Annotated in this window: 19 protein-coding genes; 11 read left to right on the top strand and 8 right to left on the bottom strand. The window is 73.2% G+C overall.

The window, feature by feature from the left end; translation table 11 throughout:
- The 4 genes from BS72_RS27040 to BS72_RS27055 all read left to right on the top strand — a co-directional run bounded on the left by BS72_RS27040 (window position 1) and on the right by BS72_RS27055 (window position 4,771).
- Window positions 1-1,551, top strand: coding sequence for a sugar ABC transporter ATP-binding protein (locus BS72_RS27040; protein ID WP_037914354.1), 1,551 nt, complete (start codon window positions 1-3; stop codon window positions 1,549-1,551).
- A complete protein-coding gene (locus BS72_RS27045) occupies window positions 1,544-2,584 on the top strand; it encodes an ABC transporter permease (protein ID WP_037914356.1) in 1,041 nt (346 codons plus the stop codon). Before BS72_RS27040 ends, BS72_RS27045 begins: the two co-directional genes overlap by 8 nt.
- Before the next feature lie 301 nt (window positions 2,585-2,885).
- A complete protein-coding gene (locus tag BS72_RS27050) occupies window positions 2,886-3,920 on the top strand; it encodes an aldo/keto reductase (protein ID WP_051951759.1) in 1,035 nt (344 codons plus the stop codon).
- Window positions 3,921-3,925: 5 nt separating this feature from the next.
- Window positions 3,926-4,771: an amidohydrolase family protein gene (locus tag BS72_RS27055; protein ID WP_078901928.1), complete on the top strand. Its 846-nt coding sequence runs from the start codon at window positions 3,926-3,928 to the stop codon at window positions 4,769-4,771.
- A 126-nt stretch (window positions 4,772-4,897) separates the two neighbouring features.
- Here BS72_RS27055 and BS72_RS27060 read toward each other — a convergent pair whose 3' ends face one another.
- The 5 genes from BS72_RS27060 to BS72_RS27085 form a co-directional block, all read right to left on the bottom strand.
- Complete coding sequence (locus BS72_RS27060) at window positions 4,898-5,569, bottom strand: FadR/GntR family transcriptional regulator (RefSeq protein WP_037914358.1); 672 nt, start codon at window positions 5,567-5,569, stop codon at window positions 4,898-4,900.
- Window positions 5,570-5,983: 414 nt separating this feature from the next.
- Window positions 5,984-7,594 (bottom strand): glycerol-3-phosphate dehydrogenase/oxidase, encoded by a 1,611-nt coding sequence (locus BS72_RS27065; RefSeq protein WP_037914360.1) that lies wholly within the window; start codon window positions 7,592-7,594, stop codon window positions 5,984-5,986.
- A gap of 8 nt (window positions 7,595-7,602) precedes the next feature.
- Window positions 7,603-9,225 (bottom strand): glycerol kinase GlpK, encoded by a 1,623-nt coding sequence (gene glpK, locus BS72_RS27070; protein ID WP_051951760.1) that lies wholly within the window; start codon window positions 9,223-9,225, stop codon window positions 7,603-7,605.
- Between the two features lie 207 nt (window positions 9,226-9,432).
- Window positions 9,433-10,191 (bottom strand): MIP/aquaporin family protein, encoded by a 759-nt coding sequence (locus BS72_RS27080; protein ID WP_037914362.1) that lies wholly within the window; start codon window positions 10,189-10,191, stop codon window positions 9,433-9,435.
- 357 nt (window positions 10,192-10,548) lie between these two features.
- Window positions 10,549-11,313, bottom strand: coding sequence for an IclR family transcriptional regulator (locus tag BS72_RS27085; RefSeq protein WP_037914363.1), 765 nt, complete (start codon window positions 11,311-11,313; stop codon window positions 10,549-10,551).
- Window positions 11,314-11,691: 378 nt separating this feature from the next.
- On the opposite strand from BS72_RS27085, the gene metH reads away from it, so the two are divergent.
- The 3 genes from metH (at window position 11,692) to BS72_RS27100 (ending at window position 18,033) form a co-directional block, all read left to right on the top strand.
- Window positions 11,692-15,216, top strand: a complete 3,525-nt coding sequence (metH, locus tag BS72_RS27090; protein WP_037914365.1) for a methionine synthase — start codon at window positions 11,692-11,694, stop codon at window positions 15,214-15,216.
- A gap of 231 nt (window positions 15,217-15,447) precedes the next feature.
- On the top strand, window positions 15,448-16,152 hold the full coding sequence (locus BS72_RS27095; RefSeq protein ID WP_037914367.1) for an HAD family hydrolase: 705 nt from the start codon (window positions 15,448-15,450) through the stop codon (window positions 16,150-16,152).
- A gap of 285 nt (window positions 16,153-16,437) precedes the next feature.
- Window positions 16,438-18,033 (top strand): ABC transporter substrate-binding protein, encoded by a 1,596-nt coding sequence (locus BS72_RS27100; RefSeq protein WP_037914368.1) that lies wholly within the window; start codon window positions 16,438-16,440, stop codon window positions 18,031-18,033.
- 237 nt (window positions 18,034-18,270) lie between these two features.
- Here the strand turns inward: BS72_RS27100 and BS72_RS27105 are convergent, their stop codons facing one another.
- Window positions 18,271-18,942: a response regulator gene (locus BS72_RS27105; RefSeq protein ID WP_037914369.1), complete on the bottom strand. Its 672-nt coding sequence runs from the start codon at window positions 18,940-18,942 to the stop codon at window positions 18,271-18,273.
- Window positions 18,943-18,955: 13 nt separating this feature from the next.
- Complete coding sequence (locus BS72_RS27110) at window positions 18,956-19,849, bottom strand: RecB family exonuclease (RefSeq protein WP_063836145.1); 894 nt, start codon at window positions 19,847-19,849, stop codon at window positions 18,956-18,958.
- Between the two features lie 298 nt (window positions 19,850-20,147).
- Between BS72_RS27110 and BS72_RS27115 the strand changes: the two genes are divergently transcribed.
- The 3 genes from BS72_RS27115 to BS72_RS27125 all read left to right on the top strand — a co-directional run bounded on the left by BS72_RS27115 (window position 20,148) and on the right by BS72_RS27125 (window position 23,177).
- Window positions 20,148-21,368: a site-2 protease family protein gene (locus BS72_RS27115; RefSeq protein ID WP_037914371.1), complete on the top strand. Its 1,221-nt coding sequence runs from the start codon at window positions 20,148-20,150 to the stop codon at window positions 21,366-21,368.
- 121 nt (window positions 21,369-21,489) lie between these two features.
- Window positions 21,490-22,398 (top strand): tRNA (adenine-N1)-methyltransferase, encoded by a 909-nt coding sequence (locus BS72_RS27120; RefSeq protein WP_037914372.1) that lies wholly within the window; start codon window positions 21,490-21,492, stop codon window positions 22,396-22,398.
- A 197-nt stretch (window positions 22,399-22,595) separates the two neighbouring features.
- The gene (locus BS72_RS27125) at window positions 22,596-23,177 is read left to right on the top strand and encodes a hypothetical protein (RefSeq protein WP_037914373.1); all 582 of its coding nucleotides are present in this window, start codon (window positions 22,596-22,598) and stop codon (window positions 23,175-23,177) included.
- A gap of 314 nt (window positions 23,178-23,491) precedes the next feature.
- Here BS72_RS27125 and BS72_RS27130 read toward each other — a convergent pair whose 3' ends face one another.
- Window positions 23,492-23,788 carry a ferredoxin gene (locus BS72_RS27130; RefSeq protein ID WP_037914374.1) on the bottom strand — a complete coding sequence of 99 codons (297 nt, stop codon included), beginning with the start codon at window positions 23,786-23,788 and terminating at the stop codon, window positions 23,492-23,494.
- A gap of 283 nt (window positions 23,789-24,071) precedes the next feature.
- On the opposite strand from BS72_RS27130, the gene arc reads away from it, so the two are divergent.
- A complete protein-coding gene (gene arc / locus BS72_RS27135; RefSeq protein WP_037914376.1) occupies window positions 24,072-25,838 on the top strand; it encodes a proteasome ATPase in 1,767 nt (588 codons plus the stop codon).
- Window positions 25,839-25,852 lie beyond the last annotated feature (14 nt).

A 25,852-nucleotide genomic window follows, 5' to 3' on the forward strand; every position in this document is an offset into this window, starting at 1 on the left:
ATGGGTGAGGCCGCAGCGCCCGCCGCGGTCCACGCGGAGGGCATCGTCAAGAAGTTCGGGGCCACGGTCGCGCTCAACGGCGTCGGCATCACCGTGAAGGCCGGCGACTCGCACGCACTGGTCGGCCGCAACGGCGCCGGCAAGTCGACGCTGGTGTCGGTGCTGACCGGGCTCCAGACCCCCGACGAGGGGCGGGTCGCCTTCCAGGGCGAGCCCGCCCCCGCCCCGGGGGACACCGCCGCCTGGCAGTCCAAGGTGGCCTGCGTCTACCAGAAGTCGATGGTGGTTCCGCAGCTCACCGTCGCGGAGAACCTGTTCCTCAACCGCTTCGGCGGCGTCGGCCGCATCCGCTGGTCGGCGCTGCGGGACCGGGCCCGCGACCTGCTCGGCGAGTACGGGGTGGACGTCGACCCGACCGCGCTGGCCGCCGACCTCACCGTGGAGCAGGGCCAGTTCGTGGAGATCGCCCGCGCGCTGTCGTTCGGCGCCCGGTTCATCATCCTCGACGAGCCCACCGCGCAGCTCGACGCGGGCGGCATCGACCGCCTCTTCACCAAGCTGCGCGAACTCCAGGACCAGGGCGTCGCGTTCCTGTTCATCTCGCACCACCTCCAGGAGGTCTACGACCTCTGCACCACCGTCACCGTCTACCGCGACGCCCGGCACGTGCTCACCGCGCCGGTCGCCGAGCTCGGCAAGTCGGAGCTGGTGGAGGCGATGACGGGCGAGGCGGCGCAGGCCAAGGTCGCCTGGCACGCCGGGGCGAAGGCCGCGGCGCCGGCCGGCGCCGAGCCGGCGGAGGCGGTGCTGCGCACCGAGGGGCTCGCCCTGGAGGGCGCGTTCGAGCCGCTGGACTTCGAGGTGCGGCCCGGCGAGGTGGTCGGCCTGGCCGGCGCCACCGCCAGCGGCAACACCGCGCTCGGCGAGACCCTGGCGGGCCTGCGCCGCGCCACCGGCGGCCGCACCCTGGTGGGCGGCCGGCCGGTGAAGCCCGGCAGCGTTCCCAAGGCGCTGGACGCCGGCATCGGCTACGTGCCCGAGGACCGGCACCGGCAGGGCCTGGTGCTCGGCCGCAGCGTCGCGGAGAACGCCACCCTCACGGTGACCGACCAGCTCGGCCCGTACGGGACCGTCCTGCCGGGCCGCACCAGGCGGTTCGCGCAGGGCATGATCGACTCGCTGGACATCAAGACCTCGGGGCCGGCGCAGCCGGTGTCCGACCTGTCCGGCGGCAACCAGCAGAAAGTGGTCATCGCCCGCGCGCTGGCCCGCGAACCCCGGGTACTGGTGGCCATCAGGCCCACCGCGGGGGTCGACGTGAAGTCCAAGGACGCCCTGCTGGGCGTGGTACGGGGGGTCGCCGACCGCGGCGACGCCGCCGTCATCGTCTCCGACGAACTGGACGACCTGCGGGTGTGCGACCGGGTGATCGCCCTCTTCCACGGACGGGTGATCGCCGAGTTCGGCAGCGGATGGAACGACCGGGACCTGGTCTCGGCGATGGAAGGGCTGCCCGCGGGCGGCGACAAGGGAGTCGACGGCAATGAGTGACACCAGCCAGCTGACGGCCGACCCGGCCGCCCCCGAGCTGCAGTCGAAACGGGCCGCGCCGCGGCTGCGGCTCGGCAACTACCGGGACCTGTCACTGATCCCGGTGATCCTGATCGTGGGCGTGGTCGGCTTCATCGTCTCGCCGACCTTCCTCACCTCGGACAACCTCATCGGCGTCCTCCAGCAGTGCAGCGAGCTGAGCCTGCTGGTGCTGGGCGAGGCGATGATCCTCATCCTGGGCCGGATGGACCTGTCGCTGGAGTCCACCATCGGTGTGGCCCCGGTGATCGCCATGTGGCTGGTGATGCCGAGCACCGGTTCGGCCACCTACCACGGCATCGGGGCACTGCCCGGCTGGATGTCGATCCCGCTCTGCCTGCTGGTGGGCGTGCTGGTCGGCGGGTTCAACGGCTTCATGATCCTGCGGCTGCGGGTGAACGGCTTCATCGCCACCCTCGGCATGCTGACCATGCTGCGCGGCCTCCAGGTCGGCATCTCCCAGGGCAAGTCCATCGTCGAGGTCCCCAAGTCCTTCTCCTACCTGGGCGGCGCGACCTGGCTGGGCGCCCCCGCGGCGATCTGGCTCTGCCTGGTGCTGTTCGTGGCCGGCGGCCTCGGGCTGGGCTACATGCGGCACGGCCGGGCGCTGTACGCGATCGGCGGCAACAAGGAGGCGGCCCGCGCCGCCGGCATCCGGGTGGACCTGATCACCTGGACGGTGCTCATCATCGCCTCGGTGCTGGCCGCGTTCGCCGGCATCCTGTATGTCGGCCACTACGGCGCCATCTCCTCCACGCAGGGCCAGAACTGGATCTTCCAGGTCTTCGCCGCCACCGTCATCGGCGGGGTCAGCCTCAACGGCGGCCGCGGCACCCTGTTCGGCGCGCTCACCGGCGTCGTCGCCCTGCAGCTCGTGGTCAACGTGATGACGCTGGGCGGTGTGCCGCCGCTGTGGGACCAGTTCCTCTACGGTGCCATCATCATCGTCGCGCTGATCATCTCCCGCTTCGCCAGCGGCGAGCAGGAGGACTGACCCGGCCCGGACACCGGGGGCGGCAGCCGCCTCCGGCATCCGGGCACCGGCCCCGGAGGGTCGCGGGCACACCGCCCGCGGCCCTCCGGGGCCCGTCCTGTTCCCCGCTCCGCCTCTTCCCCCGTCCCGTCTGCTCCCGCTCGTTCCCCCTCCGTCCGCCGCCCGGGACGCCCGCACCCGCACACCCGCGCACCGCACGTCGGCACACCCGCACACCCGCACGTCCGCCATCCGTGTCCGGCCCCGTACCGCCACCACCCCGTACCGGCGCCCGCACGGACCGCAAGGAGAGAGACCACCCATGCCCGTACCGGCACTGCCCCGGCTCGGCCTCGGCTGCGCCCCGCTGGCGAACCTCTACCGCGCCGTCTCCGACGAGGAGGCCGAGGCCACCGTCGCGGCGGCCTTCGACGCCGCCGGCGACGCGCCCGCCTACCTGGACACCGCGCCCCACTACGGCCTGGGCCGCTCCGAGGAGCGCCTGGGACGGGCCCTGGCCGGCCGGGACCGCGCCTCCTACGTGCTGTCCACCAAGGTCGGACGGCGGCTGCGCGACCTGGAGCCGGGGGAGTCCCCCGACGAGCAGGGCTTCACCGACTCCCCGCGCCGCGCCCGGGTCTGGGACTTCTCCGCCGGCGGCATCCAGGCGACCCTGGAGGGCTCGCTGAACCGGCTGGGCGTGGACAGCGTCGACATCGTCTACCTGCACGACGTCGAGGACCACCTGCCCGAGGTGTACGCCACCGGCTTCCCGGCGCTGGCCGCGCTGCGCGAGCAGGGCGTGGTGAAGGCCATCGGCTTCGGCATGAACGTCAGCGGCGTGCTGGCCCGGCTGGTCGCCGACCTCGACGTCGACGTGGTGCTGTGCGCCGGGCGGTGGACGCTGCTGGAGCGCACCGCCTACGACGACCTGCTGCCGGTGTGCGAGCGGCGCGGTACGAAGGTGGTCGTCGGCGGCGTCTACAACTCCGGGCTGCTGGCCGACCCCCGGCCCGGCGCCCCCTACAACTACACTCCGGCGCCCGAGGAACTCCTGCGCCGGGCGCAGTCCATCGCCGCCGTCTGCGCCGAGTTCGGGGTGCCGCTGCGGGCGGCGGCGCTGCGCTACCCGTTCGCCCACCCGTCCGTGGTCTCCGCGCTGGTCGGCGCGGCCGGCGCGGCCGAGGCCCGGGACAACGCCGCGATGTTCGCCCGGCCCATCCCCGACGAGCTGTGGCCCGCGCTGGTCGAGCGCGGGCTGCTGGACGCGGACGTGCCGCTGCCGCTGTCCTCGGTGGTGGCCGCCAACGCCGCCGGGCACGCCGCCGCGGCCGGCGGTAACGGCGGGGAGCGGTGAGCGCCGTGCGGATCGACGCCCACCACCACCTGTGGGACCTCGGCGCGCGGCCGCAGGCGTGGCAGGCCGCCGAGCAACTGGCGCCGCTGCGCCGGACCTTCCGGTTCGCCGAGCTGGAGCCGCACCTCGACGCGCACGGCGTCGACGCCACCGTCGTCGTGCAGTCCAGCTCCTCGCTGCCCGAGACCCGCGAGCTGCTGGCCGAGGCGGCCGGCTCCGGCGGGCGGATCGCCGGCGTCGTCGGCTGGGCCGACCTCACGGCGCCCGGCCTGGGGCAGGAGCTGGCCGAGCTGCGGACGGCCGGGCCGCTGGCCGGCATCCGCCACCAGGTGCAGGACGAGCCCGACCCGGACTGGCTGGACCGGCCCGACGTGCGCGCCGGGCTGCGCGCGGTCGGCGCGGCCGGCCTGGTCTACGACCTGCTGGTCACCCCGCGCGAACTCGCCGCGGCCGAACGGGCCGTCCGCGAGCTGCCCGAGGTCCGCTTCGTCCTCGACCACGGCGCCAAGCCGCCGATCGCCGCGGGGGAGCGGGAGCCGTGGGCGGCGGGCGTGACCGCGCTGGCCGCACTGCCCAACGTCGCCTGCAAGCTCTCCGGTCTGGTCACCGAGGCCGACTGGACCACCTGGCGGCCGGCGGACGTGCTCCCCTACGCCCGGCACCTGCTGGACGCCTTCGGCCCCGGGCGGCTGCTGTTCGGCTCCGACTGGCCGGTGTGCACGCTCGCCGCCTCCTACGCCGACGTGTACGCCCTGGCCGGCCAGGCCCTCGACCAGCTCACCCCCGCCGAACGGGACGGCGTCCTCGGCGCCAACGCCGTGCGGGTCTACGGGCTGGCGCAGAGCGGCTGAGCGGCTGACCCGGGGGGCGGGCCCGGGGCGCTCGCGCGCTCCCGGGCCCGCGGCTCCCGGCCGCGGACCGGGCGCCGCCCGGCCGACCCACGGGGGCCGGCCGGGCGGCCCGCGCCCGAGGCGGGATCAGAGCGTGGAGCGCAGCCACTGCTCGACGCTGGCCACGTGCACGGTGGCCCAGGAACGGGCGGCCTCCGCGTCGGCGTCACGCAGCGCCGACAGGATCGCCCGGTGCTCGTGCAGGGTGCGGCTGACCGCGTCCTCCTGGGTGAGGCCGCGCCACACCCGCGCCCGGGTGGTCGGCCCGGACAGGCCGTCCAGCAGCGAGCACAGCACCGAGTTGCCCGAGCCCTGCACGATGCCGCGGTGGAACTCCAGGTCGGAGGCGACCAGCTCCTCCACCGAAGGGGTCGGGCCCAGGGCGTCGAGCTTGCCCTCCAGGGCATCCAGCTCCTCCGGCGAGATCCGGGTCGCCGCCATCGCCGTGGCGGCCGGCTCCAGGATCCGCCGCACCGCCAGGAACTCCAGCACGGTGTCGTCGCGGTGGAAGTCCACCACGAAGCTCAGCGCCTCCAGCAGCAACTGCGGGTCGAGGCTGGTGACGTAGGTTCCGTCCCCCTGGCGCACGTCCAGGATGCGGATCAGCGACAGGGCCCGCACCGCCTCCCGCAGCGAGTTGCGGGAGAGCCCCAGTTCGGCGGCGAGCTCGCTCTCCTTCGGCAGCCGGTCGCCCGGGCGCAGCGCCCCCGAGACGATCATCGCCTTGATCTTCTCGATTGCCTCATCTGTGACGGCCATCAGCGCCCGCCCTCCCCACTGTCCAGTGCCGATTCCTGGCACTCCGACTGGCACTCCGAGCGCGCCAGACCTCCGATGTATCAGTCCATTATGAGTCAGAAACCGGCCGGAGGGCCAACCTTCCGCAACTCGCGCACCGGACAGCCTCCGGAATCGCTCCACCACCACCCGCGACCCCGCCACAGCCCGCGCGGCGCCGGGCTCCCGCCATTTCACAACGGTCCGCCGCCGGAGCCCCCGGTCCGCCGCGCGCCCCGGAACGGCCCGGCGGCACTGTCCGCCGAGGCCGCGACCACGGCGGCCTCGGCGGACGGTGCCGCCGGAACTCCGACGTATCCGGTGCGCGCGGCCCGCCGTTCGCAGCCGGACCGCGCCCCAGCCCCGCCCCGGTTCCGGACGCCCAGCCCCGCCCCCTCAGCCCCGGGCGCGCAGCAGGCGCTCCACTCCCGCCCGTACCTCGGGCGTGTCCAGGCCGCGCACGGTCAGGGTCGTGCGGCGGCGCAGCACGTCGTCCGCGTCCAGCGCCCACTCGCGGTCCCGGGCGTAGACGACCTGCGCCCAGATCTCCGGCGCGTCCGGGTGGACGCGTTCGGCCAGCGCCGGGTCCTCGTTGGCCAGCCGGGCGATGTCGAACGCGAGTGAGCCGTAGTGCCCGGCCAGGTGCCGGGCGGTGTCCGGCGCCATGGCCGGGCCGCCCTCGGCGCCGTCCACCAGCAGCCGGTGCGCCACCGCGTCCGGGTTGGCGAACCCGGGCAGCGGGGCGAACCGCGGCAGCCGGGAGACCGGCTGCATCCCCCCGGCCAGCGGCCGGTCGGGCAGCGCGGCGAGCCGGGCCAGCACCGTGCGTCCGATGTGCCGGAAGGTGGTCCACTTGCCGCCCGCCACCGACAGCATGCCGCCCGGGCCCTCGGTGACCACCGTCTCCCGGCGGGCCGTGGCAGTGTCCCCGGGCCCGCCCGGCAGCACCCGCAGTCCGGCGAAGGAGTAGGCCACCAGGTCCCGCGACAACTGCTGGTCGCGGACGGACAGCGACGCCTCGTCCAGGATCTGCGCCACGTCCGCCTCGGTGGCCGCCACGTCCGCCGGGTCGCTCTCGTACGGCTCGTCGGTGGTACCCAGCAGCAGCATGTCCTCCCAGGGCAGCGCGAACGTGATGCGGTAGCGGTCGATCGGCGTGGCCAGCGCCGCCCGCCACGGGGCGGTGCGCCGCAGCACCAGGTGCGCGCCCTTCGACAGCCGGATCGACGGCGCCGCGCCCGGGTCCTCCATCCGCCGCAGGTGGTCCACCCAGGGGCCCGTCGCGTTGAGCACCAGCCGGGCGTCCACCCCGAACTCGGTGCCGTCGGTGCGGTCCCGCAGCTCGGCGCCGGTGACCCGGCCGCCCGTGGTGCGCAGCCCGGTCACCTCCGCGTGGTTGAGCACCGTGGCACCGGCCTCCACGGCGGCCCGCACCGCCATGAGCGCCATCCGGGCGTCGTTCATCTGCCCGTCCTCGTAGACGGCGACCGCCCGCAGGCCGTCCGTACGCAGCTCCGGCACCTCCCGGGCGGCGCGCGCCGGGCTGACGACGTGCCCGACGCCGTCCCGGAACGCCGACAGGGCGGAGTACGTGAAGACGCCCGCGCCGAGCTTGGCCGCCCCGTGCGGGCCGCCCTTGTAGACGGGCAGGTAGAAGGTGAGCGGCCGGGCCAGGTGCGGGGCCACGTCCCGGGAGACGGCACGCCGCTCGACGTGGTTCTCCGCCACCAGCCGCACCGCGCCGGTCTGCAGGTAGCGCAGCCCGCCGTGGAGCAGCTTGGACGAGGCCGAGGACGTCGCTCCGGCGAAGTCCCCGGCGTCCACCATGGCCACCCGCAGCCCCGACTGCGCGGCGTGCCAGGCGGTGGTGATGCCCAGGATGCCGCCGCCGACCACCAGCAGGTCGAACGCGGCCCGGTCGAGCAGCTCCCGGGTCTCGGCCCGCCCGGGGTTGGCACCGGCGGTCGGGTGCGTCCCCAGCGAGGGAACGCGTTGCAGGGTGTCCATGGCCGTCCTCAGTTCTCGTCGTTCTCGTCGTGCGCGTTCTGGTTGTTCTTCTGCGGCTCGGGCTCGTCGTCGATCCAGCCCATCGTCCGTTCCACGGCCTTGAGCCAGTTGCGGTACTCGCGGTCGCGGACCGCGGCGTCCATGCCGGGCGTCCACTCCGCCGCCCGCCGCCAGTTGGCCCGCAGCGCGTCGGTGTCCGGCCAGAAGCCGACGGCCAGGCCGGCCGCGTAGGCGGCGCCCAGGCAGGTGGTCTCGGCGACCATCGGGCGCACCACGGGAGCGTCCAGCACGTCGGCGAGGGTCTGCATGAGCAGGTTGTCGGAGGTCATGCCGCCGTCGACCTTCAGCGCGGCCAGCTCGACGCCGGAGTCCTTGGTCATCGCGTCGGCGATCTCCCGGGTCTGCCAGGCGGTCGCCTCCAGCACCGCCCGGGCGATGTGCGCCTTGGTGACGTAGCGGGTCAGCCCGGCGATCACGCCGCGCGCGTCGTCCCGCCAGTACGGGGCGAACAGGCCGGAGAAGGCGGGCACGAAGTAGGCGCCGCCGTTGTCCTCCACCGTCAGGGCCAGCGTCTCGATCTCGGCGGCGGTGCTGATCAGCCCCATCTGGTCGCGCATCCACTGCACCAGCGAGCCGGTGACCGCGATCGAGCCCTCCAGCGCGTAGACGGGCGGCTGCTCGCCGATCCGGTAGCCGACCGTGGTGATCAGGCCGTTGTGCGAGTCCACGGGGGTGTCACCGGTGTTCATCAGCATGAAGGTGCCGGTGCCGTACGTGGACTTGGCCTCGCCCTGGGCGAAGCAGGTCTGGCCGAAGAGCGCCGCCTGCTGGTCGCCGAGCGCCGAGGCCACCGGCACGTCGTCCAGCCCGCCGACGCCGGTGGTGCCGTACACCTCGGAGGAGGAGCCGATCCGCGGCAGCACCGCGGCCGGCACGCCGATCGCGTCGAGGATCTCCTGGTCCCAGTCGAGGGTGCGCAGGTCCATCAGCAGGGTGCGGGAGGCGTTGGTGACGTCGGTGACGTGGACGCCGCCGTCCGGGCCGCCGGTCAGGTTCCAGATGACCCAGGAGTCCATGGTGCCGAAGAGGATGTCCCCGGCCTCGGCCCGCTCCCGCAGCCCCTCGACGTTGTCCAGCAGCCAGCGGATCTTCGGGCCGGCGAAGTAGGAGGCCAGCGGCAGCCCGGTGGTGGCGCGGAACCGGTCCTGGCCGCCGGTGCGGCCCAGCTCGCGGCACAGGGCGTCGGTGCGGGTGTCCTGCCACACCAGGGCGTTGTGCACGGGCTCGCCGGTGTGCCGGTCCCACAGCAGGGTGGTCTCGCGCTGGTTGGTGATGCCGATCGCCTTGACGTCGCCGGGGGTGAAGCCGGGCACGTCCTGGCCGGCCTTCGCGACGGCGCCGGCCACCACCTCCTGGACGTTGGCCCAGATCTCGGCCGCGTCGTGTTCGACCCACCCCGGCTTGGGGAAGATCTGCTGGTGCTCCTTCTGGTCGACGGCGACGATCCGGCCGTCACGGTCGAAGACGATGCATCGGCTGGAAGTGGTGCCCTGGTCGATGGCGGCGATGAACGGTCCGGTGCCGTGCGAGCCGGCGGGGGAGGGGGTCGGTGTGGTGGAGGCGTCGGTCACGGTGTGCTCCTCGGTACGGGTGGGCGGCGCCGGTGCGGGCCGCGGCGCGGCCGGGCGGGCGGCACGGCGGGCGCGGGCGGCGGCACGGCGGGCGGGCTGCCGGGCCGCGGGCCGGACGGCGGGCGGCCCGGCCTGGACGGCGGACGGGAGGCCGGCGGGGGCCGCGGTCCCCGGGACGCTCGCCCGGGGACCGGAGACCCCGGGCGGTTACGTGAAGGCGAGCCGGTAGAGCCCGCCGGCCACGGCGGCGCCCACCAGCGGGCCGACCACCGGTATCCAGGCGTAGCCCCAGTCGGAACGGCCCTTGTTGGGCAGCGGCAGCAGCGCGTGCACGATCCGCGGGCCCAGGTCGCGGGCCGGGTTGATGGCGTATCCGGTCGGCCCGCCCAGCGACAGGCCGATCCCCACCACCACCAGCGAGGTCAGCAGGATGCCCAGGCCGTTGAGGGCCAGCCCCTTGGTCATGCCCTGGGTGAGGATGAACAGCACCAGCGCGAAGGTCGCGATGGCCTCGGTGAGCAGGTTCTGCACCGGGTTGCGGATCTCCGGGCCGGTGGAGAAGACGCCCAGCACCGGCCCGCCGGCCGGGTCGTCCCGCAGCCCCTCGACGACCTCCGGATCGGTCAGGTGGGCCTGGAACTGGCCGAGATAGGCCCCCCACACCAGCACCGCGCCGATGATCGCACCGGCGAACTGGCCGATCAGGTAGTACGGCACGGTGCTCCACTCGCCGGTCTTGATCGCCACGCCCAGCGTAACCGCCGGGTTGAGCTGGCCGCCGGAGTAGCCGTTGGCGATGTACGCGCCGGCCAGCACCGCGAAGCCCCAGCCGAACGCGATCGCGACCCAGCCGGCGCTCTGCGCCTTGGACCGCTTGAGGGTCACGGCCGCGCAGACGCCGCCGCCGAGCAGGATGAGGACGGCGGTCCCGAAGAGCTCGCCGATCACTATGTGGCCGTTGGACACATCGACTCCCTTGTCTCACGTCCAGGTGCGGCGACCTTCGAAATCCATCCGGTGTTCGACATTGTCGACCGCAGGTCGAAAGTCTCGTACGTGGACTTCCGGAGGTCAAGAGCGGCGTAACGGACGGTTCGCCACACCGGCAGCACGGCGCCACGGAGCCGGCGGCACGGCTCCCACCTGCCCGGACGCGCCGGAATCACGCCTCGAAGGGGCCGCCGGCGCCGGCACGCGCCCGCCCCTGGAAGGCGCGCGCGTCCGTCGGCCCCCGAGCTCCCGGGCGGGCCGGGCCGGCGGCGGAAACCCCCCGCGGAGCCGCGGGACCGGAAGCGCGAACGCGGACCGGAGGCGGCCCGCGGGTCAGAAGCGGCCGGCCCCCAGATCCCGGGAGACCGCCCGCGCGCAGTCGCGGACCGAGGCCACCAGCCGGGGCCGGACCGCGCCGTCCTCGCAGACCCGCTCCACCGCGCCGGTCACCCCGACCGCGCCCACCGGCATCCGGCGCCGGTCGTAGACGGGCGCGGCCACGGAGGCCACCCCCTCCCACGTCTCCTCCAGGTCCGCCGCCCAGCCCTGCGCCCGCACCAGCGCCAGCGTCTCCTCGAACTCCGCCGCCCCCGTCACCGTGCGGGGGGTCAGCGCCGCGCGCTCGCCCTCGGCCGCCTCGTTGTGGGCCACCGGGTCGAAGGCCGCGAGCACCTTGCCCAGCGCGGTGGAGTGCAGCGGCTGCATGGCCCCCACCTCCAGCACCTGGCGGCTGTCGTCGGGCCGGAAGACGTGGTGCACCACCAGCACCCCCTGCTGGTGCAGCACCCCCAGGTACGCGGCCTCACCGCTGGACCGGGCCAGGTCGTCGGTCCACACCAGGGCCCGGGCGCGCAACTCGTGCACGTCCAGGTAGCTGTTGCCCAGCCGCAGCAGCTCCGCGCCGAGCTGGTACCGGCCGGTCGCCGGGTCCTGCTCCACGAAGCCCTCCTGCTGGAGCGTGCGCAGGATGCCGTGCGCGGTGCCCTTGGCCAGGCCGAGCGAGGACGCCACGTCCGACAGCCCGAGTCGGCGCTCCCCGCCGGCCAGCAGGCGCAGGATCGACGCGGCGCGTTCCAGCGACTGGATGGGACCTGGCATGACGGGCGGCTCCACAACTCACGCGGGGGACGGCGGGGCAAGGGCGACGACGCGCCGGTAGAGGTCCGGTGGACGTGCGCCACCATGCGCCGGCGTGCGCCGGCCCATTCGACATTGTCGAACGGTGGCGCCCCCCATCATCGCAGAGAGTCGATTCTCCGCCACCCGTGCGCTACCCGTGTGCCGTCCGGACGCCACCGTGTGCGGGCCGGTTGCCACTCGTCCGCACCGGGGATGCGGCCTCGGCGAAGCGCTCCGGCTACCCTGGCGGGGTGCGTGTCCGCCGCGGGCGCGCGGGTCGCCGGTCCGCCGGGGCCCGAGCGCGGACCGGGACGGACACGGCATAGCCGACAGCCGTCGCATCCAGGGAGACAGCACATGGCCTCGCCGTCCTCGTCCGCGTCCACCGCGCCCAGCGCCGCGGACCCCGTCCGCATCGCCGCGCTGCGCGAGGCGCTCGCCTCGCGCGTCGTCGTCGCCGACGGCGCCATGGGCACCATGCTCCAGGCACAGGACCCCACGCTGGACGACTTCCAGCAGCTCGAAGGGTGCAACGAGGTCCTCAACGTCACCCGCCCGGACATCGTGCGCTCCGTCCACGAGGCGTACTTCCAGGCCGGCGTGGACTGCGTGGAGACCAACACCTTCGGCGCCAACCACTCCGCCATGGGCGAGTACGGCATCACCGACCGCATCGGGGAGCTGTCCGAGGCCGGCGCCCGGCTGGCCCGCGAGGTCGCCGACGGCTTCGCCGCCGACGGCCGCCGCCGCTGGGTGCTCGGCTCCATCGGCCCGGGCACGAAGCTGCCCACCCTCGGCCACACCACCTACGCCACGCTGCGCGACGGCTACGAGGCCAACGCGGCCGGCCTGATCGCCGGCGGCGCCGACGCCCTGGTCGTCGAGACGATGCAGGACCTGCTCCAGGTCAAGGCCGCCCTCGTCGGCTCCCGCCGGGCGATGGCCGCCGCGGGCGTGCAGGTGCCGCTGATCTGCTCGGTCGCCGTGGAGACCACCGGCACGATGCTGCTCGGCTCCGAGATCGGCGCCGCGCTGACCGCCCTGGAGCCGCTGGGGATCGACCTGATCGGCCTGAACTGCTCCACGGGCCCGGCCGAGATGAGCGAGCACCTGCGCTACCTCGCCCGGCACTCCCGCATCCCGCTGACCTGCATGCCCAACGCCGGCCTGCCGGTCCTCACCAAGGACGGCGCCCACTACCCGCTGTCGCCCAGCGAACTGGCCGACGCCCACGAGGTGTTCGCCCAGGAGTACGGGCTGTCCCTGGTCGGCGGCTGCTGCGGCACCACGCCGGAGCACCTGCGCCAGCTGGTCGAGCGGATCGGCGGCCACGACCTCACCCCGCGCAACCCGCGCCCCGAGGCCGGCGCCGCGTCGCTCTACCAGACCGTGCCCTTCCGGCAGGACACCACGTACCTGGCGATCGGCGAGCGCACCAACGCCAACGGCTCCAAGAAGTTCCGCGAGGCCATGCTGGAGGGCCGGTGGGAGGACTGCGTGGAGATGGCGCGCGACCAGATCCGCGAGGGGGCCCACCTGCTCGACCTGTGCGTCGACTACGTGGGCCGGGACGGCGCCGCCGACATGGCGGAGATCGCCGGCCGGCTCGCCACCGCCTCGACGCTGCCGATCGTGCTGGACTCCACCGAGGTCGACGTCCTCCAGGCCGGCCTGGAGAAGCTCGGCGGCCGCGCGGTGCTCAACTCCGTCAACTACGAGGACGGCGACGGCCCGGATTCCCGGTTCGCCCGCGTCACGCGGCTGGCCCAGGAGCACGGCGCCGCGCTGATCGCGCTGACCATCGACGAGGAGGGGCAGGCCCGCACCGTCGAGAAGAAGGTCGAGATCGCCGAGCGGCTGATCGACGACCTCACCGGCAACTGGGGCATCCTCGAGTCCGACATCCTCATCGACTGCCTCACCTTCACCATCTGCACCGGCCAGGAGGAGTCCCGCAAGGACGGCGTGGCCACCATCGAGGCCATCCGCGAACTCAAGCGCCGCCACCCCGAGGTACAGACCACCCTCGGCCTGTCCAACATCTCCTTCGGCCTCAACCCGGCCGCCCGCGTGGTCCTCAACTCCGTCTTCCTGGACGAGTGCGTGAAGGCCGGCCTGGACTCGGCGATCGTGCACGCCTCCAAGATCCTGCCGATCGCCCGCCTTGAGGAGGAGCAGGCCAAGGCCGCGCTCGACCTGATCTACGACCGGCGCGCCGAGGGCTACGACCCGCTCCAGCGGCTGATGGAGCTCTTCGAGGGCGTCAGCACCTCCTCGATGAAGGCCGGCAAGGCCGAGGAGCTGGCCGCGCTGCCGCTGGACGAGCGCCTCAAGCGCCGCATCATCGACGGCGAGAAGAACGGCCTCACCGACGACCTCGACGCGGCGCTGGCCGAGCGGCCCGCCCTGGAGATCGTCAACGAGACGCTGCTGGACGGCATGAAGGTGGTCGGCGAGCTGTTCGGCTCCGGCCAGATGCAGCTGCCGTTCGTGCTCCAGTCCGCCGAGGTGATGAAGACCGCGGTGGCCTACCTGGAGCCGCACATGGAGCGGAGCGACGACACCGGCGGCAAGGGCACCATCGTGCTGGCCACCGTGCGCGGCGACGTCCACGACATCGGCAAGAACCTCGTCGACATCATCCTGTCCAACAACGGCTACAACGTCGTCAACCTGGGCATCAAGCAGCCCGTCTCGGCGATCCTGGAGGCGGCGCAGGAGCAGAAGGCCGACGTCATCGGGATGTCCGGGCTGCTGGTGAAGTCCACGGTGATCATGAAGGAGAACCTGGAGGAGCTCAACCAGCGCGGCCTGGCCGCCGAGTACCCGGTGATCCTCGGCGGCGCCGCCCTCACCCGCGCCTACGTCGAGCAGGACCTGCACGAGATCTACCAGGGCGAGGTCCGCTACGCCCGGGACGCCTTCGAGGGACTGCGGCTGATGGACGCCCTGATCGGCGTCAAGCGCGGCGTGCCCGGCGCCGCCCTGCCCGAGCTGAAGGCCCGTCGGGTGGCCCGCCGGGAGCAGCCCGAGCAGGAGCCGGACGCCGCGCTCGGCCAGGTCCGCTCCGACGTCGCCACCGACAACCCGGTGCCCACCCCGCCGTTCTGGGGCAGCCGGGTCGTCAAGGGCATCCAGCTCGCCGACTACGCCTCCTGGCTGGACGAGGGCGCCCTCTTCAAGGGCCAGTGGGGCCTGAAGCAGTCCCGGGTGGGCGGGCCCAGCTACGAGGAGCTGGTGGAGACCGAGGGCAGGCCGCGGCTGCGCGGGCTGCTGACCCGCCTCCAGTCCGAGGGCCTGCTGGAAGCCGCCGTCACCTACGGCTACTTCCCGTGCGTCTCCAAGGGCGACGACCTGATCGTCCTGCACGAGGACGGCACCGAGCGCACCCGCTTCACCTTCCCCCGGCAGCGCCGGGGCCGGCGGCTGTGCCTGGCCGACTTCTTCCGGCCCGAGGAGTCCGGCGAGACCGACGTCGTCGGCTTCCAGGTGGTCACCGTCGGCAACCGGATCTCCGACGCGGCCAACGAGCTGTTCGCCAGCGACTCCTACCGCGACTACCTGGAGCTGCACGGCCTGTCCGTCCAGCTCGCCGAGGCGCTGGCCGAGTACTGGCACGCCCGGGTCCGCGGCGAGCTCGGCTTCTCAGGCGAGGACCCCTCGGACGTCGAGGACATGTTCCAGCTGAAGTACCGCGGCGCCCGCTTCTCGCTGGGCTACGGCGCCTGCCCCGACCTGGAGGACCGGGCGAAGATCGCCGACCTCCTGGAGCCGGAGCGGATCGGGGTGAAGCTCTCCGAGGAGTTCCAGCTCCACCCGGAGCAGTCCACGGACGCCATCGTCATCCACCACCCGGAGGCGAAGTACTTCAACGCCCGCTGACCCGGCCACCCGCCGACGACCTGGCAACCGACGGGCAACGCCCGCCGACCTGGCCCCCGGCCGCCGGGCCGCCGGTGCGGGCGCCGGCCGGACACCTCCCCGCGGCCACCGGGCGGCCGTGGGCGGCCCGACGTAGACTGGACGATCCGGCGGAGGCCGGTCGCCGTCCCGCGGTCCAGCGGGGCGCGGCGACCGGCCTTCGTGTCCCCCTGGAGCCGAGGAGTGGGGCCCATGACCAGTAGCGTTCCCGCGGTCGACACCGTCACGGCCCAGGGCGGCACGCCCTGGGCCGTCCTGCTGGACCTGGACGGCACCCTCGTGGACACGGAGGGCCTGTGGTGGGCGGCGGAGTCCGAGGTGTTCGCGGCGCTGGGCCACGTGCTGGACGAGGCGCACCGCGCGGTGGTGGTCGGCGGCCCGATGGCCCGCAGCATCGGGCACCTCATCGAGGCCACCGGTGTCAGGGCCACCCTCGGGGAGCTCAGCGCCGCCGTCAACAGCACCTTCGAGCGGCTGCTGGAACGCGCGGGCGCCCCCCTCATGCCCGGAGCGCTGCGGCTGTTGGGCGACCTCACCGCCCACGGCGTGCCCACCGCCCTGGTGTCCGCGTCCCACCGGCGCACCATCGACGCCATGCTGCGCACCCTGGGCCGCGAGCACTTCGCGTTCACCCTGGCCGGCGACGAGATCGCCCGCACCAAACCGCACCCGGACCCCTACCTGCTGGCCGCCGCCCGGCTCGGCGCCGACCCGGCGCACTGCGTGGTCGTCGAGGACACCGCCACCGGCGTGGCCTCCGCCGAGGCGGCCGGCTGCCAGGTCGTCGCGGTGCCGTCCGTGGTGCCGATCCCGCCCGCGCCGGGCCGGACCGTGGTGCGCTCGCTGGAGGAGCTGACCGTGCCGTTCCTCCGCGCTGTGAACACGCGCCTTCACTGAGCGTGTGGTCGAAGACGCCCGCCGGCCGCCCGGCGGGCGTCTTTGGCCTCCCGTTGGTGCTGGGGCAGGGCAATGTCGGTATCGTCGCCCGAGCGTGCCCCACCGGATGTGCTGGAATACCGGCGGCAGGCCGCATCAGGACGCCCCGGTGGCCCGCGCCCCCACACGTCCGCCCTGCCCACCGCCGAGGCCCCCGGCCCGGGTGCGCGGGCGGTTCGTCCACGGCGCCGACCGGCCGCGCGGGCACCGCACCACAGGTACACGGGCAAGAGGAGAACGACCACGATGAACCGCAAGCTTCTGGTGCTGCCCGCCCTGCTGGGCGCGCTGGCACCCGTCGTCACCGGGTGCGGCAGCTCCGGAGGAGGGAGCGGCGGTGGCAAGCCCATCGTCGTCGGCAGCACCGACAGCATCGAGCTGAACAAGGACAACCCGGCGCCGCTCGACCCCGCCGCGGAGTACGACGCCGACACCTGGCAGGTCTTCTACAACACCTTCCAGGAGCTGCTCGCCTACCCGCGCGGCAGCACCACCCCCTCCCCGGACGCGGCCAAGGAGTGCCACTACGCGGACAGTTCGGGCCTGGTGTACCAGTGCACGCTGCGCAGCGGCATGGAGTTCTCCAACGGGCACCCGATGACCTCCCAGGACGTCAAGTTCTCCGTGGAGCGGGTCATCTCGCTGAAGGCGACGGCCGGCCCCTCCTCGCTGCTCTCCGACGTCAAGTCCGTCGAGACGCCCAGCGCCAGCGTGGTGGTCTTCCACCTCAAGGCGGCCGACGCCACCTTCCCGGCCAAGCTGGCCACGCCCGCCGCCGCGATCGTGGACCACCAGGTCTACTCGGCGACGAAGACGCTCACCGGCTGGCGGGTCGTCGGCTCCGGGCCCTACGTCCTCAACTCCTACTCCCAGGACAAGCAGGCCGTCTTCACCAAGAACCCGCACTACAAGGGCATATACAAGATCAACAACAGTGCGGTCACGATGAAGCTCTACGGGGACTCCAACAAGATGGAGGACGCGCTCAAGAGCGGCCAGCTGGACGTGATGACCCGTGAGCTGGCGCCGGACCAGATCCAGGCCCTCCAGGACAACCCCCCCAGCGGCGTCAAGCTCACCCAGGTGGCCGGCGGCGAGTCCCGCTACCTCTTCCTCAACACCAAGGACGGCTCGCTCAAGAACCTCGCGGTGCGCCAGGCGATCGCCCAGCTCATCGACCGTCAGGAGATCACCCGCGACATCTACAAGCGCACCGACGTGCCGCTGTACTCGATCGTCCCGCAGGGCACCACCGCGCACGTCAACTCGTTCTTCGACAAGTACGGCGATCCCAGCACCAGCAAGGCCCGCTCGATCCTGCAGAAGGCCGGCTTCACCGACAAGGTGCCGCTGACCATCAACTTCCGCCGGGACCTGGGTGGTACGGCCTACAAGGCCGAGGCGCAGATGATCGCCAAGCAGCTCGACGCCTCGGGTCTGTTCGACGTCAAGACCGAGGCCGAGCAGTGGAACGTCTTCCTCCAGGCCGCCGCCGCGGGCAAGTACCAGGTGTTCGCGGTCGACTGGCTTCCCGACTTCCCCGACCCGGACAACTACGTCGCGCCGTTCCTGGACAAGGAAACGTTTATTCCGCTGCCCTACCAGAACAAGGAGATCCAGGACACGATCCTGCCGGAGACCCGTCAGGAGGCCGCGCGCAGCGCGACCGCCGACGCGTTCGAGCGGGCGCAGCAGATCGTCGCCGACGACGTGCCGATGATCCCGCTGTGGCAGGGCAACCAGTACATCGTGTCCCGCTCCGACATCACCGGCGTCGAGTGGGCGCAGAGCAGCACGGGCACCACGCAGTTCTGGGAGCTCGGCCGCGGCGCGTCGGAGTGACCTCCGAGCCGGAGTGACGGCCGGGCCGGAACGACGGTCGCACCGGCCCAGGCGCCCGTCCGGCGGCCGGGAGGGGGCTCACCCCGCCCGGCCGCCGGACCCGGCCCGGCCCGGTCCGCGGCCTCGCACGGCTGACGGGGGGCCGGGTGGGCGGGTGCCACCCCGTGAACCGGGGCCGAGGGATGCTGGGGGCCCGGGAGCCCCGGGAGCCCCGGGAGCCCGGGGAGCCCGGGGGCGTCAGGAGGCGCCGGGCCGCACCAGGCCGCTCTCGTAGGCGTAGACGGCGGCCTGCACCCGGTCCCGCAGCGCGAGCTTCGTCAGCACGTGCCCGACGTGCGTCTTGACGGTCGTCTCGCTGACGAACAGCTCGGCGGCGATCTCCGCGTTCGACAGGCCGCGGGCCACCAGCTTCAGCACCTCGACCTCGCGCTCGGTCAGCGTGTGCAGCGGCTGCGGCACGGTCTCGTCGCCCGACGGCAGCCGGCCCGCGTACTTGTCCAGCAGCCGACGGGTGACGCTCGGCGCGAGCGTCGCCTCGCCCGCCGCGACCACCCGGATGGCCTGCACCAGCTCCGCGGCGGGGGCGTCCTTGAGCAGGAAGCCGCTCGCGCCGGCCCGCAGCGCCTCCACCACGTACTCGTCCAGGTCGAAGGTGGTGAGCACCAGCACCTTCGCCGGTCCGGCGCGGTCCGGGCCGGTGATCTGCCGGGTGGCCTCCACCCCGTCCATCCGCGGCATGCGGATGTCCATGAGCACCACGTCGGGCTGGAGCACCCGCACCTGGTCCAGCGCCTGCTGGCCGTCGCCGGCCTCGCCGACCACGGCCAGGTCCGGCTCGGCCTCCAGGATCATCCGGAAGCCGGTACGCAGCAGCGGCTGGTCGTCCACCAGCAGCACGCGGATCGCCACAGGGCACTCCTCCTCATGAGACCGCACCATTGTCGCCCACCGCCGGCTGCTCCAGGCCGCCTACGGGGAGCGGGTAGGGCGGGGGAGTGCCGCCGAACTCCGGGCACAGCGCCTGGTGGTCGCACCAGCCGCACAGCGGGGTGCGCCGGGGCAGCCACTCCCCGGACTCGGTGGCCTCCCGGATGGCCTGCCACAGCGCCAGCAGCCGCCGCTCCGTCAGCCGCAGGTCCGCCTCCGTCGGGTCGTACGTCCGGACGTCGCCGCTGCCGAGGTAGACCAGCTGGAGCCGGCGCGGCACCAGCCCGCGCAGCCGCCACAGCACCAGCGCGTAGAACCTCATCTGGAAGAGCGGCTCGTCCGCGTACTCCGGGCGCGGTGCCTTGCCGGTCTTGTAGTCCACCACCCGCAGGTCGCCGGTGGCCGGTGCGACGTCCAGCCGGTCCACGTAGCCGCGCAGGGTCAGCCCGGACTCCAGCACCGTCTCCACGTACAGCTCGCGCTCGGCCGGCTCCAGGCGGGTGGGGTCCTCCAGCGTGAACCAGCGCTCGACCAGCTGCTCGGCCCCGGCCAGCCACTCCGCCAGCGCCCCCGCGGAGGCCGCCCCCTCGGCGGCCTCGAAGAGGCCGGCCAGCTCCGGGCGGGCCGCCAGCAGCCGCTCCCACTCCACCGGGACCAGCGCGCGGGCCCGCTCGGCGGTGCGCTCGGCGGCCGGCACGTCGAAGAGCCGCTCCAGCACGGCGTGCACCACCGTGCCGCGGGTGGCGGCCGGGCTCGGCTTCTCCGGCACCCGGTCGATCACCCGCAGCCGGTACAGCAGCGGGCAGCGCATGAAGTCGGCCGCGCGTGACGGAGACAGCGACTCCGGCGGGCGCGGCGGGCGGGACGGGCGTGGTGCGGGGATCCCCATGGGACCAGACCCTACGGCCTGCCACCGACAGCGGACCCGGACCCGGCCCGCCGGTCCTGCCCGGCGGCCGTCCCGGAACCGGCCTCGGCCCCGCCCGGCAGCCGTCCCGGAGCCGGCCTTGGCCCCGCCCGGCAGCGGCCCCGGACCCGGCCCGCCGCCCCGCCCGGCGGCCGTTCCCGCCGGTCGCGCCGCGCTCCCGGCGGTGTGCCGGTGTGCGGCGCCGGGCAGGGCAATAGCATGGGGGTGACGGCCCTCGTGCCGCATGATCATGCGAGGACCGTGGCCAGAAGGGGAACACGTGAGCGAGAGCGGTCAGCCGCCTACCCAGGACACCCGGCCCCCCGACCCGCGGCCGTCCGGCGGCAGCACCGGCAAGCCGGAGCAGCGGGAGTCCGGCGGCGGCATTCTGATGGGCCGGTTCTTCGGTGTGCCCATCTACGTCGCTCCGAGCTGGTTCCTGGTGGCCGCGCTGATCACCTGGGTCTTCGGCGACCAGCTCGACACCGTGCTGCCCGAGCTGGGCGGGGTGCGCTACCTCGTCTCGCTCTTCTTCGCCGTCGCCTTCTACGCCTCCGTGCTCGTGCACGAGCTCGCCCACACCGTGGCCGCGATCCGGTTCCGGCTGCCGGTGCGCCGCATCCAGCTCCAGTTCTTCGGCGGCGTCTCGGAGATCGAGAAGGACTCCGAGACCCCGGGCCGCGAGTTCGTGCTCGCCTTCGTCGGGCCGCTGCTCTCCCTGGTGCTGGCCGGGGTCTTCTTCGGCGGCATGCAGCTGGTGGAGCGCGGCACCGTCCCCGGAGTGCTGCTCGCCGGGCTGATGATCAGCAACCTGATCGTTGCGATCTTCAACTTCCTGCCCGGGCTGCCCCTCGACGGCGGCCGGATGCTGCGCGCCGTCGTCTGGAAGGCCAGCGGCAACCCCATGACCGGCACCGTGGCCGCCGCCTGGGTCGGCCGCGCCCTCGCCGTCGCCCTCCTGGTCGGCCTGCCCCTGCTCTCCTACGCCGGCGGTAACGGCGGAGGCGCCGGCTCGCTCACCGACGCGCTGCTCGCCGCGGTCCTGGCCGCCATCATCTGGACCGGCGCGGGCAACGCGCTGCGCATGGCCCGGCTGCGCGAACGCCTCCCCGGCCTGCGGGCCCGCACGCTGACCCGCCGGGCCGTGCCGGTCTCCTCCGACACCCCGCTCTCCGAGGCGCTGCGCCGCGCCAACGAGGCCGGCGCCCGCGCGCTGGTCGTGGTCGACGGCCGCGGCGCGCCCACCGCCCTGGTCCGTGAGTCCGCGATCGTCTCCGTCCCCGAGCACCGCCGTCCCTGGGTGGCGGTCAGCGGCCTCGCCCAGGACCTCACCCCCGGTATGCGCGTCTCCGCCGAACTCGGCGGCGAGGAGCTCCTCGACATCCTCCGGGCCAACCCCGCCACCGAGTACCTCGTGGTCGAGCCCACCGGCGAGATCTACGGCGTCCTGTCCACCACCGACGTCGAACGCGCCTTCCTCGCGGCGATGACGCGGAACTGAGCTCCTCCGCTCCCCGGTCCACCCGGCCGGAGGCGCCCACCGGACAGTCCGGGAGGCGTGCGGGGCGTGCCCGGGAGACGGGCCGGGAAAAAAGAAGCTGCTCAGCCACTAAAGTGAACGTATGCAACCGACTGGTGCGGCTCGCAGGCGCGGGCCCTTCAAAGTCGGGGATCAGGTCCAGCTCACCGACCCCAAGGGACGCCACTACACCTTCACGCTCGAAGCCGGGAAGCAGTTCCACACCCACAAGGGTGCGTTCCCGCATGACGAGCTGATCGGTGCGCCCGAGGGCAGTGTGGTCCGTACCACGGGAAACGTCGCCTACCTCGCGCTGCGCCCGCTGCTCCCCGACTACGTCCTGTCCATGCCCCGCGGGGCCGCCGTGGTCTACCCGAAGGACGCGGGGCAGATCCTGGCGATGGCCGACATCTTCCCCGGCGCCCGGGTGGTGGAGGCCGGCGTCGGCTCCGGCTCGCTCAGCACGTTCCTGCTGCGGGCCATCGGCGACCAGGGGATGCTGCACAGCTACGAGCGCCGCGCCGACTTCGCGGAGATCGCCTCCCAGAACGTCGAGCGCTACTTCGGCGGTCCGCACCCGGCCTGGCAGCTGACCGTCGGGGACCTCCAGGACAACCTGTCCGACACCGAGGTCGACCGGGTCGTGCTGGACATGCTGGCGCCCTGGGAGTGCCTGGAGGCCGTCAGCAAGGCGCTGGTGCCCGGCGGCATCCTGTGCGCCTACGTGGCCACCACGACGCAGATGGCGCGTACCGTCGAGGCGATCCGGGAGCACGGCACGTTCAACGAGCCGGCCGCCTGGGAGACCATGGTGCGCACCTGGCACGTGGAGGGGCTGGCCGTGCGGCCGGACCACCGGATGATCGGCCACACCGGCTTCCTGCTCACCGCCCGCCGGCTGGCCGACGGGGTGGAGCCGCCGCTGCGGCGCCGGCGCCCGGCCAAGGGCGCGTACGGGGAGGACTACACCGGCCCCGGCAGCGGGAGCGGCGGGGCCGGCGCGGAGGCGTAGCGGAAGCCCGGACCGCCGACGGGTCCACCGCCCGTTCCGGCCAACTTCGCCGAGCCGTCGCCGTTTTGTCCGATTAGGGCAGTCGGCGGCGGCTCTCGCGCACCAGGGGTCCCCGCCGTTCCACCCCGCTGTGACGTGTGGCACGATGCTGGCCACACGCAGGCCACCCCCGTCGACCGACCCCAGGAGACAGGCGAGTGCAGCTGTCCGCAGGCCCGGACCTCCCCCACACCCGCAGCGGTGCCGTGCACTGGTTGAGCACGGCCGCGGTGCTGGCCGCCGTGGTCGCGGCGGCGGCCCTGGTCCAGCCGGCCGACGCCAGTACGAAGGACGGCGCCGCGGACGCGAAGCCCCCGCGGCCGACCGTGCCCGCTCCCGACCCGCACGCCGCGAAGTACCCGCTGACCTGCGCGCCCGGCGCGTCCGTCGACGTGACCGCGTCCGTCAAGGACGACATGGACGGCGACGGGCGGCCGGAGACCGTGGCGGTGGTCCGCTGCCAGTCCGACACCGGCACCCCGCCCAACGGCGTCTACGTGCTCTCCTCCGCCAAGAGCGGGAAGGGCGCCCCGAAGATCGCCGCGATGCTGGTCAACCCCAGGGACGACCGGCAGGTCACCGGCCTGTACGCGCGCGGCGCGGTGGTCGGCGCGACCGTCCTCGGATACTCCAGCGACAGCACCCCGCGCTGCTGCCCGGACATGAAGCGCGACTACACCTGGGAGTGGCGTACGGACACGTACGTGGCCATCCCCGGCGCCGCCCCCGGCAGCATCTGAGGACCCGTCCGAGGACCTTCCGAGGAGCGCGGCCGGGACCGTCCGAGGACCGGCCGCCCCGCTCGGAGGCCGAACGGGCGGGACGGCGCGCGGGTCACGCCGCGTGGAAGCCCGTGTGTCGGGTGTCCTCCGTGCGCCCCGGCCGCGCTTCGAAGCGCCCCGCGTGCGCCCGGACCGTCCCGGGCCGCCGCGGAGGCCCCTAGCGGCCGCCCTCGGCGCCAAGCCGCCCGGGGCGGCTCAGGCCCGGGCCGTACTCGCCGTGAGGACGGCGGGAATCAGGATGTTCCGGGCGTTCCGGGCGGGGCCGCGGCCGCTCAGGGGGCGTCCGGGCCGTAGACCTCGACCCCGTCCGACACCCGGCGCACGTGGATGCAGTCGCCCGGGCACTCGTTGGCCGAGTCCCGCACGTCCACCAGCAGCGGCAGCGGCACGGGCACCGTGGCGCCCGGGGACTGGCGCAACTCGTCGTCGGAGCCCTTCACGTAGGCCAGGCCGTCGATGTCCAGCTCGAAGACCTCGGGCGCGTACTGCGCGCAGATCCCGTCCCCGGTGCACAGGTCCTGGTCGATCCAGACCTCAAGGGCCTCAGTCGTGTCCTGGGCGTCGCTCACGGAAACTCATCCCTGCCGTTGGTCGTTCGGAAAGCACATCGGGAAGCAACCGTGCCTCGCGGCTGTTGACCGAGATGTCCACCGGTTGGCTCTCGCCGATCGTAACGACGATACAACCGGCCGCTTTCGGATGGAGATCGGCGGGTATCCCAGTGGCGGAGGGGCGTGCGCAAGGGTGAAGATCGGACACACCGCGATCGTCTTTGTGATCTAGGGGTTTCAACCCCTACCAGCCCAGGTAGGGTCTGGGAACGTCCAGCTCCCCTTGGAGGAGGTGAGGACCGTGGCGGCCCACGACGACGAATTCAACCGTGGCGGCCGACCCGCTCGTGGTTCGGAAGACCCCATGAGCCAGGTCGCCTTTCTTGAGCAGGAGATCGCCGTCCTGCGACGCAAGCTCGCCGACTCTCCGCGGCACACGAGGGTTCTCGAAGAGCGGATCGTCGAGCTGCAGACCAACCTGGCGGGGGTGTCCGCGCAGAACGAACGGCTGGCCGGCACCCTGCGCGAGGCACGCGACCAGATCGTGGCCCTCAAGGAGGAGGTCGACCGGCTGGCGCAGCCGCCGGCCGGCTTCGGGGTGTTCCTGACGGCCAACGAGGACGGTACGGCGGACATCTTCACCGGCGGGCGCAAGCTCCGGGTCACCGTGAGCCCGTCCGTCGAGGTGGACGACCTCCAGCGCGGGCAGGAACTGCTGCTCAACGAGGCGCTGAACGTGGTCGACGCCCTGGAGTTCGAGCGCGTCGGCGACATCGTCACCCTCAAGGAGGTCCTGGAGGACGGCGAGCGCGCCCTGGTCATCGGCCACACCGACGAGGAGCGCGTGGTGCGGCTGGCCGAGCCGCTGCTCGACGGTGCCCTGCGCACCGGCGACGCGCTGCTGCTCGAACCGCGCACCGGATACGTGTACGAGCGGGTGCCCAAGAGCGAGGTCGAGGAGCTCGTCCTCGAAGAGGTCCCCGACATCGACTACCGGCAGATCGGCGGCCTGGGCAACCAGATCGAGCAGATCCGGGACGCGGTGGAACTGCCCTACCTGCACGCGGACCTTTTCAAGGAGTACGAACTGCGGCCGCCCAAGGGCGTGCTGCTGTACGGCCCGCCCGGATGCGGCAAGACGCTCATCGCCAAGGCGGTCGCCAACTCGCTGGCCAAGAAGGTCGCCGAGGTCACCGGCCGCCCCCAGGGGAAGAGCTACTTCCTCAACATCAAGGGCCCCGAGCTGCTCAACAAGTTCGTCGGCGAGACCGAGCGGCAGATCCGCCTGGTCTTCCAACGGGCCCGGGAGAAGGCATCCGAGGGCACCCCGGTGATCGTCTTCTTCGACGAGATGGAGTCCCTCTTCCGCACCCGCGGCTCCGGCGTCAGCTCCGACGTCGAGAACACGATCGTCCCCCAGCTGCTCGCCGAGATCGACGGCGTCGAGGGCCTGGAGAACGTCATCGTGATCGGCGCCTCCAACCGCGAGGACATGATCGACCCGGCGATCCTGCGGCCCGGCCGGCTGGACGTCAAGATCAAGATCGAGCGGCCGGACGCCGAGGCGGCCAAGGACATCTTCTCGAAGTACCTCCTGGACACCCTGCCGCTGCACGGCGACGACCTCGCCGAGCACGGCCAGTCGCCGGCCGCCACCGTGGACGCCATGATCCAGTCGGTGGTCGAGCGGATGTACGGGGAGACGGAGGAGAACCGCTTCCTGGAGGTCACCTACGCCAACGGTGACAAGGAGGTCCTGTACTTCAAGGACTTCAACTCCGGCGCGATGATCCAGAACATCGTGGACCGGGCCAAGAAGATGGCGATCAAGGAGTTCCTCGACCACAGCCAGCGCGGCCTGCGCGTCTCCCACCTGCTCGCCGCCTGCGTCGACGAGTTCAAGGAGAACGAGGACCTGCCCAACACCACCAACCCCGACGACTGGGCGCGCATCTCCGGCAAGAAGGGCGAGCGGATCGTCTTCATCCGCACCCTGGTGACCGGAAAGCAGGGTGCCGACACGGGGCGTTCCATCGACACCGTCGCGAACACCGGACAGTATCTGTAAGCACCAGCGATCCG

Origin of the sequence: Actinacidiphila yeochonensis CN732 (assembly GCF_000745345.1) — a bacterium.
GTDB classification, from domain to species: Bacteria; Actinomycetota; Actinomycetes; order Streptomycetales; family Streptomycetaceae; genus Actinacidiphila; species Actinacidiphila yeochonensis.

Excerpts from the sequence above, each read along its gene's own strand:
- BS72_RS27110 (WP_063836145.1), bottom strand. The coding sequence starts at position 19,849 with ATGGGGATCCCCGCACCACGCCCGTCCCGCCCGCCGCGCCCGCCGGAG.
- BS72_RS27040 (WP_037914354.1), top strand. The coding sequence starts at position 1 with ATGGGTGAGGCCGCAGCGCCCGCCGCGGTCCACGCGGAGGGCATCGTC.
- BS72_RS27120 (WP_037914372.1), top strand. The coding sequence starts at position 21,490 with ATGCAACCGACTGGTGCGGCTCGCAGGCGCGGGCCCTTCAAAGTCGGG.
- BS72_RS27065 (WP_037914360.1), bottom strand. The coding sequence starts at position 7,594 with ATGGACACCCTGCAACGCGTTCCCTCGCTGGGGACGCACCCGACCGCC.
- metH (WP_037914365.1), top strand. The coding sequence starts at position 11,692 with ATGGCCTCGCCGTCCTCGTCCGCGTCCACCGCGCCCAGCGCCGCGGAC.
- BS72_RS27060 (WP_037914358.1), bottom strand. The coding sequence starts at position 5,569 with ATGGCCGTCACAGATGAGGCAATCGAGAAGATCAAGGCGATGATCGTC.
- BS72_RS27085 (WP_037914363.1), bottom strand. The coding sequence starts at position 11,313 with ATGCCAGGTCCCATCCAGTCGCTGGAACGCGCCGCGTCGATCCTGCGC.
- BS72_RS27045 (WP_037914356.1), top strand. The coding sequence starts at position 1,544 with ATGAGTGACACCAGCCAGCTGACGGCCGACCCGGCCGCCCCCGAGCTG.
- BS72_RS27100 (WP_037914368.1), top strand. The coding sequence starts at position 16,438 with ATGAACCGCAAGCTTCTGGTGCTGCCCGCCCTGCTGGGCGCGCTGGCA.
- BS72_RS27050 (WP_051951759.1), top strand. The coding sequence starts at position 2,886 with ATGCCCGTACCGGCACTGCCCCGGCTCGGCCTCGGCTGCGCCCCGCTG.
- BS72_RS27095 (WP_037914367.1), top strand. The coding sequence starts at position 15,448 with ATGACCAGTAGCGTTCCCGCGGTCGACACCGTCACGGCCCAGGGCGGC.